Genomic DNA, 7,268 nt, shown 5'->3' on the forward strand with positions numbered 1-7,268 from the left:
TCTCCAGCTCGTTGACGACCGCCTTCAGCCGCTCCTCGAAATCGCCGCGATAGCGGGTGCCGGCGAGCAGCGCGCCCATGTCGAGCGAATAGATGACCGCCGGCAGCAGCACCTCGGGCACGTTGCCCTCGACGATCTTGCGCGCCAGGCCCTCGGCGATCGCGGTCTTGCCGACGCCGGGATCGCCCACGTAGAGCGGGTTGTTCTTGGACCGGCGGCACAGGATCTGGACGGTGCGGTCCACCTCCGGCCCGCGGCCGATCAGCGGATCGACGCGGCCGTTCTTGGCCTTCTCGTTCAGGTCGACGCAGAACTGCTTCAGCGCGCTCTCGCCCGAGCCCTTCTTGTCGGCGCCCTTGGCCGGCTTCTCGTCCTCCGACGCCGCACCCTTGGGCGTGTTCGTCTCGGCCTGACCGCCCTTGCCGACGCCGTGGCTGATGAAGCTGACCGCATCCAGCCGGCTCATGTCCTGCTGCTGGAGGAAATAGACGGCATAGCTCTCGCGCTCGGAGAACAGCGCGACGAGCACGTTGCCGCCCGTCACCTCGTCGCGGCCGGAAGACTGGACGTGCAGGATCGCACGCTGGACCACGCGCTGGAAGCCGCTGGTGGGGGAAGGGTCGGTCGCCTGATCGACCTTGAGCGCGTCAAGCTCGGTGTCGAGATAATGCGCGACGGTGGTCTTCAGCTCGCCGGTGTCGACGTTGCACGCGGCCATCACCTTGGAGGCGTGCTCGTCGTCGACCAGCGCCAGCAGCAGGTGCTCCAGCGTCGCGTATTCGTGGCGGCGGGACGACGCGGCTTCGAGCGCCTTGTGCAGCGTGGTCTCGAGCGCGGAGGCGAAAGAGGGCATTCGATTACTCCTGTCGGGCCGCCGGGGGATACGGACCCGTTTCCTGCCATGTCGGTATGCCGCGGCGTCGCATCAAGCCGCATGGCGTCGCGCCGGTGGCTGGCGAGACGCGCGTGCCGCTCATCGCCTGAATAACGCGTCGGCGCTTGCCCGGTGGTTAACCGCGCGGTCCATCTTCAACCGGCAGCGCGCGATCTCGCCCTCCAGCGCGGTGATCCGCGCCTCCAGCTCCGCGACCGACAGCGGGTCCAGGTCCTGCCGGACCAGCTCGGCGAGCAGGTCGCCGGGCCGCGGGGTGGCATCGTCCACGTCCATGGCCGTTAGCGTTGACCGGCGGCGCGGTCATGTCAATAACGCGTGCTCCCATCGTCGGATCAGGGGCTTACGCGCATGGACCTACCCGAGACGATGCAGGCGATCGATCCGGCCCAGCCGGGCGGGCCCGAGGTGCTGGTGGCGGTCGAGCGGCCGGTGCCGCGGCCGGGGCCGGGCGAAGTGCTGGTCCGTGTGGCCGCGGCCGGGGTGAACCGCCCCGACGTCGCGCAGCGGCGCGGATTTTACCCGCCGCCGCCCGGCGCGCCCAGCATCCCGGGGCTGGAGATCGCGGGCGAGGTGGTCGCGGTCGGCGAAGGGGTCGGCCCCGAGGCGCTGGGCCAGCAGGTCTGCGCGCTGATCGCGGGCGGCGGCTATGCCGAATACGCGGCGGCGCCCTGGGGCCAGTGCCTGCCCGTGCCGCCGGCGCTGAGCATGATCGAAGCGGGAGCGATGCCCGAGACGCTGTTCACCGTGTGGACCAACCTGTTCGAGCGCGCCTACGCGACCGAGGGCGACACGGTGCTGGTGCACGGCGGCACTTCCGGCATCGGCACCACCGCGATCGCGCTGGGGCGGCTGTTCGGACTGACCGTGATCGTCACCGCCGGCTCCGACGAAAAGTGCGCGCGGGCTCGGGAGATCGGCGCGGCCGCGGCGATCAACTACAAAACCGAGGATTTCGTCGCCCGCGTGCAGGAGATCACCGGCGGCAAGGGCGTGGCGGCGGTGCTCGACATGGTGGGCGGCGATTATGTGCCGCGCAACCTGCAATGCCTGGCGGATGACGGCCGCCACGTCTCGATCGCGGTGCAGGGCGGGTTGACCGCGACGATTCCGCTGGTCGACGTGATGCGCCGGCGCCTGACGCTGACCGGCTCGACGCTGCGCCCGCGCGACGCGGCGTTCAAGGCGCTGGTCGCTGACGAGCTCCACCGCGCCGTCTGGCCGCATGTCGCGGCGGGCCGGCTGCGCCCGGTGATCGACCAGGTCTATCCGCTCGGCGAAGCGGCGGCCGCCCACGCCCGCATGGAGGCGGGCGACCATGTCGGCAAGATCGTGCTGGAGGTGGTGCGCTAGCGGGCGGACCCGCCGCCGGCGGGGGAGGGCGGCCGTCCGATCGGGGCGGCTGCCCCCGTCCTCAGTTGCTGTCGCTGTTGTCGTCGCCCTTGGTCGCCACCAGGACGATGGCGACCAGGGCCGCCAGCACGCCGATCGAGATCAGCGTCGTGGTCGGCACGGCCGCGCCGAGACGGCTGGCGCCCGCCGCCGGCGCGGCCGCGCGGGCGGCGGGCGACAGCGACAGGCCGGCGGCCGGGTTGGCCGGCGGCGTCGCCGCGGCGACGGTGGTGGCGGACATGAGCGCCGCGCCCGCGGCGACGGCGGCGAGGCCCTTGAACTTCGGCATGGAACGGCACTCCCTGTAAGATGACGCTTGCAAGATCACGGGGGCATTACCCGTGCCCCGCCCGGCCTCTCAAGCGATGGACGCGCGAATCCGCGTCGAAGGAGCGATTAGCCACGCTCTGTTGCTCGGATGTGACAGCCGCTTGCCCTCGCGCCGGGGGTGGACTAGACCAGTCGCCATGCAAGGCCGCCTCGATAAGGGGCGGCCGTTTCTTTGTCCGGAGTTTCCGCATGGCCCAGCCGCTCATGCCCCACGCGACCGCCTCGTGGATGGTCGACAATACCTCGCTCTCGTTCGAGCAGATCGCCGAGTTCTGCGGCCTTCACATCCTGGAGGTGCAGGCGATCGCCGACGATACTGCCGCGACCAAGCTCACCGGCCGCGATCCGGTCCGCGCCCACGAGGTGACGCAGGACGAGATCGACAAGGGCCAGGCCGACCCGAGCTACCGCCTGCAGATGACCCGCGGCCCCGATCAGGTCCGCCGCACCAAGGGCCCGCGCTACACGCCCGTCTCGAAGCGGCAGGACAAGCCCGACGGCATCGCCTGGATCATCCGCAACCACCCGGAGATCACCGACGGCGCGATCGGCATCCTGATCGGCACCACCCGCACCACCATCGCCGCGATCCGCGATCGCAGCCACTGGAACATTTCCAACATCACGCCGAAGGATCCGGTGACGCTCGGGCTCACCACGCAGCGCGAGCTGGACGCCGCCGTCGCCAAGGCAGCCAAGGCCGCGGGCCTGGAGGCGCAGCCGAACGATCCCCGGCTGGAAGGCGACCGCGAGGCGCTGATCGGGCAGCTCCGCGCCGAGCGCGAGCAGCACGCCCGCGATCTGGAAGCGGGGCTGGTGCCGGCAACGCCGGACCCTAACGCGCTGTTCGACCCCTTTCGCAGGTAATCTCTTCCGCCGTCGCCCCCGCCGAAAGGCCGGGGTCCCGCCTGGAGGCCGGCTCGTCGGCCGGCGTGACCGGTTGGGCGTGACCTCCCGGGCGGGCCTTGCTACCGATCGGCGATGCACGCGCCTACGCTCACCTATCCCTTCGGCGAGAACACGCCCGCCCCCGGCGAGCTGATCGCGATCGCCCCCGGCCTCCATTGGTGGCGCGTGCCGATGTCGGGGCCGTTGAAGCACGTCAACGGCTACCTCATCGACGAGGCCGATGGCGGCATTACCGTCATCGACACCGGGCCCAACAGCCAGGTCAGTCTCGAGGCCTGGGAGGCGCTGCTCGCCGGGCCGCTGGCGGGCCGCACCGTGACGCGGGTGATCTGCACGCACATGCACCCGGACCATGTCGGGCTGGCGGGCTGGCTCTGCCGCCGCCACGCCGCGCCGCTGCTGATGACGCGCGCCGAATGGCTGATGGTGCGGATGCTCGCCGCCGACCGGCGCGACGAGGTGCCGCCCGAGATGGTCGCCTTCTGGCGCGCGGCCGGCTGGGACGATGCGCAGGTCGCCAACGCGTCCGAGCGCGGCTGGAGCAATTTCGCGCGCATCGTCTCGCACCTGCCGCTCGGCTTCGTCCGCATCCGCGACGGCGATACGCTGACGCTGGGCGGGCGGGACTGGCGCGTGGTGGTCGGCTCCGGCCACAGCCCGGAACATGCCTGCCTGCTCGACGCGGAGCGCGGCATCCTGATCGCGGGCGATCAGGTGCTGCCGCGCATCAGCTCCAACGTGTCGCTCACCGTCAGCGAGCCCGACGCCGACCCCCTCGGCGAGTGGCTCGACTCGATCGCCAAGCTCAAGCAATTGCCGGCCGACCTGCTGGTGCTGCCCGGCCATGGCGATCCGTTCCGCGGCCTGCACCCGCGGCTGGATGCGCTCGACACCGAGCATCGCGAGCGGCTGGACGCGGTCGAGGCGATTCTCGACGCGCCGCGCCGCGCGGTCGACTGTTTCGGCGCGTTGTTCCGCCGCCCGATCGGCCCCGACGTGCTCGGCATGGCGACCGGCGAGTCGCTCGCGCATCTGCGCCGGCTGGAGGTGGAAGGGCGCGCGACGCGCGAGGATCGGCACGGCGTCTGGTGGTACAGCCGCGCGGCTTGACGCCGGGTGCCGACGCTGTTCCATCGACGTTCCGAACGATGGAGGATGCGATGGCCGAGCTGACCTTCTACACCAATCCCATGTCGCGCGGGCAGATCGCCCGCTGGATGCTGGAGGAGGCGGGCGCCGACTATGAGACGGTGGTGCTCGATTACGGCACGACGCTGAAGGGCGCGGAGTATCTGGCGGTCAATCCGATGGGCAAGGTGCCCGCGATCGTCCACCGCGGCAACGTCGTCACCGAAGGCGCGGCGATCTGCGCCTATCTCGCCGATGTCTATCCCGAGGCGCGGCTCGCGCCCGAGGGCGAGGCCGAGCGCGCCGCTTACTATCGCTGGCTGTTCTTCGCCGCCGGGCCGGTCGAGGCGGCGGTGACCAACAATTCGCTCGGCTGGGCGCCGAACGAGCAGCAGCAGCGGATGGCGGGCTACGGCACCTATGACACGGTGGTCGACGTGCTCGACCGGCAGGTGGCGGCGAACGCCTATGTCTGCGGCGAGCGATTCACGGCGGCGGACGTGTATTTCGGATCGCAGATCATCTGGGGCCAGCAGTTCGGCTCTCTTCCCAAGCGCGACAGCTTCACCGCCTATGCCGAGCGGCTGACGGCCCGGCCGGCGTACGGCAAGGCCAAGCAGATCGACACGGAGCTGATCGGTCAGATGCAGGCGAAGCAGCCCGCGCCGGCAGGCTGAGCCGTCATGCCGGCCCTGTGCCGGCGTCCACCGTGGATGATCTGAACGCTCACATTCGCGGTCGATTGTCGGGGCAGGGCCCAGAGTGGACCCCGGCACTTCGGCCGGGGTGACGGGGTCCTTTCCGGCGGAGGCCGGGATTCGGTATCGGACCGCTGGCACCTGAGCCCTCTGCTCCGCCGGGGAGCATCAGTGATATTCGATCCGAACCTAGGAAGCCGAATATGTCCGCCGTCCCGGCAGTGCCGCCAGCACCGCGCGCCGTTCGTCCCACGATGCCGCGCTCCAGCCGGCGATTTCGGTCAGCGTGCGCGCGCAGCCATCGCACAAGCCGTCGTCGCCGATCACGCACACGTTGACGCAGGGGCTTGCCACATCCGCGGGCTCGGGCGCGACGATGTCGAGGAAGCCGTCGCTCACACCCAGCGCGCGAGCCAGTCGGCCAGCGCCTGCGGGGTGAGCGAGCGCGCGTCGCTGAGCGCGGTCTCGTGGCCCTTGTTGACCAGCCGGTCGGTGCGCGGATCGACCACCAGCACCGCGGGCACGCCCGCCAGCCGGCCGGTGATGCCGTAATGGGCTGGGATCTGCCCGTTCTTGTCGAAGCGGCCGACGTCCACCGTCACCACCTCATAGTGCCGCTTCACCCAGCCGTTCAGGTCCGGCAGCTCGATCGTGCCGGCCAGCAAGCGGCAGTCGAGGCACCAGTTGCCGCCCAGATCGATCAGCAGCAGCTTATGCGCCTGGCGCGCGCGGGCCTTGGCGGCGGCGACCGCCGCGTCGGCGTCCGCGCCTTCGGCATAGGGCAGCGGCAGCGGCTTGGCGAGCTGCTCGAAGCTCCGCGCCGCGACATGCGGGGCCGCGACGGGAGCGGCGAGGGCAGGGACGGCGGCAAGCAGGAGGAGGGGGATCAGGCGCTTCATGACGGGTCTCCGGATCGGGGCAGCGGATTGCCCACGGTAACGCGCCGCCCCCGCGGCGACGATCAACGCAAATCTTGCCCGGCTAGTAGCTCAGCGTCGCGCTGAGGAACTCGGGGATCGGCCCGTTCCAGCCCACGTCCGGACCGTCATCTCGCCCTTCGCGCTGGCGCGTGTCGCGGCGAGGAGCGTCGGCTTGGCGCGTCTCCCGCCGCGGCTCTTCCTGCCGCGGTTCGCGGCGCGGCTCGTCCCGGCGAGCCGGCTGCGCCGGTCGCTCCTCACGCGCGGGCGGCACCTCGCGCGCGGGCGGCGCCTCGCGGTCGCGCCGGCCCGCACGGGCAGGCGGCGTCTCGCGCTCGCGTCGGCTCTCGCGGGCGGGGGCGGGAGCCGGGGCCTGGGCCGGCAGGCGCGCGATGGTCTGCCCGGTCAGCTTCTCGATATTGGCGATGTTCTCCTCGTCCTCCGCGGCGACGAGGGTATAGGCGGTGCCGGTCGCGCCGGCCCGGCCGGTGCGCCCGATGCGATGGACGTAATCGTCCGGATGCCAGGGCGCGTCGAAGTTGAAGACGTGGCTCACGCCCTTGATGTCCAGCCCGCGCGCGGCGACGTCCGACGCCACCAGGATGTTCACCTCGCCGGTCTTGAACCGGTCGAGCTCACGCAGGCGTTCCTGCTGCTCCATGTCGCCGTGAATCTCGCTGGAACGAAAACCGCTGCCTTGCAGGCTCTTGTTGAGCTCTCTCACCGTCGTCTTGCGATTGCAGAAGATGATGGCGGTGGTCACCTCGGGCTGGCCGAGCAGGCTGCGCAGCCGCTCGCGCTTGCCGAACGCGCCGCCCGACACCGGCACCAGCGCCTGGGTGATGTTGAGGCTGGTCGACGCCGGCCGCGACACCTCGATCGTCTTGGGATTGTCCAGGAACTTGTCCGCCAGCTTCTTGATCGGCGGCGGCATCGTCGCGGAGAAGAGCAGGGTCTGGCGCTGCTTGGGCAGCTTGGTGCAGATCTCCTCGATGTCGGGGA

At 70.8% G+C, this 7,268-nt stretch carries 10 protein-coding genes; 4 read left to right on the plus strand and 6 right to left on the minus strand.

What is annotated here, in order from left to right:
• Both ACFE64_RS14170 and ACFE64_RS14175 read right to left on the minus strand, forming a co-directional pair.
• A partial coding sequence (locus ACFE64_RS14170) for a Clp protease N-terminal domain-containing protein (RefSeq protein ID WP_375393104.1) occupies positions 1-853 on the minus strand: 853 nt, incomplete at its 3' end.
• A 120-nt stretch (positions 854-973) separates the two neighbouring features.
• On the minus strand, positions 974-1,168 hold the full coding sequence (locus ACFE64_RS14175; RefSeq protein WP_375393105.1) for a DUF1192 domain-containing protein: 195 nt from the start codon (positions 1,166-1,168) through the stop codon (positions 974-976).
• A 75-nt stretch (positions 1,169-1,243) separates the two neighbouring features.
• On the opposite strand from ACFE64_RS14175, the gene ACFE64_RS14180 reads away from it, so the two are divergent.
• A complete protein-coding gene (locus ACFE64_RS14180; RefSeq protein ID WP_375393106.1) occupies positions 1,244-2,245 on the plus strand; it encodes an NAD(P)H-quinone oxidoreductase in 1,002 nt (333 codons plus the stop codon).
• Positions 2,246-2,306: 61 nt separating this feature from the next.
• Here ACFE64_RS14180 and ACFE64_RS14185 read toward each other — a convergent pair whose 3' ends face one another.
• Positions 2,307-2,573 (minus strand): hypothetical protein, encoded by a 267-nt coding sequence (locus tag ACFE64_RS14185; protein ID WP_375393107.1) that lies wholly within the window; start codon positions 2,571-2,573, stop codon positions 2,307-2,309.
• A gap of 230 nt (positions 2,574-2,803) precedes the next feature.
• Here ACFE64_RS14185 and ACFE64_RS14190 point away from each other — a divergent pair, with 230 nt between their 5' ends.
• The 3 genes from ACFE64_RS14190 (at position 2,804) to ACFE64_RS14200 (ending at position 5,328) form a co-directional block, all read left to right on the plus strand.
• Complete coding sequence (locus tag ACFE64_RS14190) at positions 2,804-3,481, plus strand: cell cycle transcriptional regulator TrcR (protein WP_375393108.1); 678 nt, start codon at positions 2,804-2,806, stop codon at positions 3,479-3,481.
• Positions 3,482-3,595: 114 nt separating this feature from the next.
• Positions 3,596-4,633 carry an MBL fold metallo-hydrolase gene (locus ACFE64_RS14195; RefSeq protein ID WP_375393109.1) on the plus strand — a complete coding sequence of 346 codons (1,038 nt, stop codon included), beginning with the start codon at positions 3,596-3,598 and terminating at the stop codon, positions 4,631-4,633.
• A gap of 50 nt (positions 4,634-4,683) precedes the next feature.
• A complete protein-coding gene (locus tag ACFE64_RS14200) occupies positions 4,684-5,328 on the plus strand; it encodes a glutathione S-transferase family protein (protein WP_375393110.1) in 645 nt (214 codons plus the stop codon).
• A 210-nt stretch (positions 5,329-5,538) separates the two neighbouring features.
• Here the strand turns inward: ACFE64_RS14200 and ACFE64_RS14205 are convergent, their stop codons facing one another.
• From ACFE64_RS14205 to ACFE64_RS14215, 3 genes are all read right to left on the minus strand, one after another.
• Positions 5,539-5,748, minus strand: a complete 210-nt coding sequence (locus tag ACFE64_RS14205) for a DUF1289 domain-containing protein (RefSeq protein WP_375393111.1) — start codon at positions 5,746-5,748, stop codon at positions 5,539-5,541.
• Positions 5,745-6,248 (minus strand): TlpA family protein disulfide reductase, encoded by a 504-nt coding sequence (locus ACFE64_RS14210; protein WP_375393112.1) that lies wholly within the window; start codon positions 6,246-6,248, stop codon positions 5,745-5,747. Before ACFE64_RS14210 ends, ACFE64_RS14205 begins: the two co-directional genes overlap by 4 nt.
• Positions 6,249-6,330: 82 nt before the next feature.
• The coding region (locus tag ACFE64_RS14215) for a DEAD/DEAH box helicase (protein WP_375393113.1) at positions 6,331-7,268 on the minus strand (938 nt) is incomplete at its 5' end.

It is taken from the genome of uncultured Sphingomonas sp. (assembly GCF_964250165.1).
In the GTDB taxonomy this organism is placed as follows: Bacteria; Pseudomonadota; Alphaproteobacteria; order Sphingomonadales; family Sphingomonadaceae; genus Sphingomonas.

Excerpts from the sequence above, each read along its gene's own strand:
- ACFE64_RS14175 (WP_375393105.1), bottom strand. The coding sequence starts at position 1,168 with ATGGACGTGGACGATGCCACCCCGCGGCCCGGCGACCTGCTCGCCGAG.
- ACFE64_RS14180 (WP_375393106.1), top strand. The coding sequence starts at position 1,244 with ATGGACCTACCCGAGACGATGCAGGCGATCGATCCGGCCCAGCCGGGC.
- ACFE64_RS14185 (WP_375393107.1), bottom strand. The coding sequence starts at position 2,573 with ATGCCGAAGTTCAAGGGCCTCGCCGCCGTCGCCGCGGGCGCGGCGCTC.
- ACFE64_RS14190 (WP_375393108.1), top strand. The coding sequence starts at position 2,804 with ATGGCCCAGCCGCTCATGCCCCACGCGACCGCCTCGTGGATGGTCGAC.
- ACFE64_RS14195 (WP_375393109.1), top strand. The coding sequence starts at position 3,596 with ATGCACGCGCCTACGCTCACCTATCCCTTCGGCGAGAACACGCCCGCC.
- ACFE64_RS14200 (WP_375393110.1), top strand. The coding sequence starts at position 4,684 with ATGGCCGAGCTGACCTTCTACACCAATCCCATGTCGCGCGGGCAGATC.
- ACFE64_RS14210 (WP_375393112.1), bottom strand. The coding sequence starts at position 6,248 with ATGAAGCGCCTGATCCCCCTCCTCCTGCTTGCCGCCGTCCCTGCCCTC.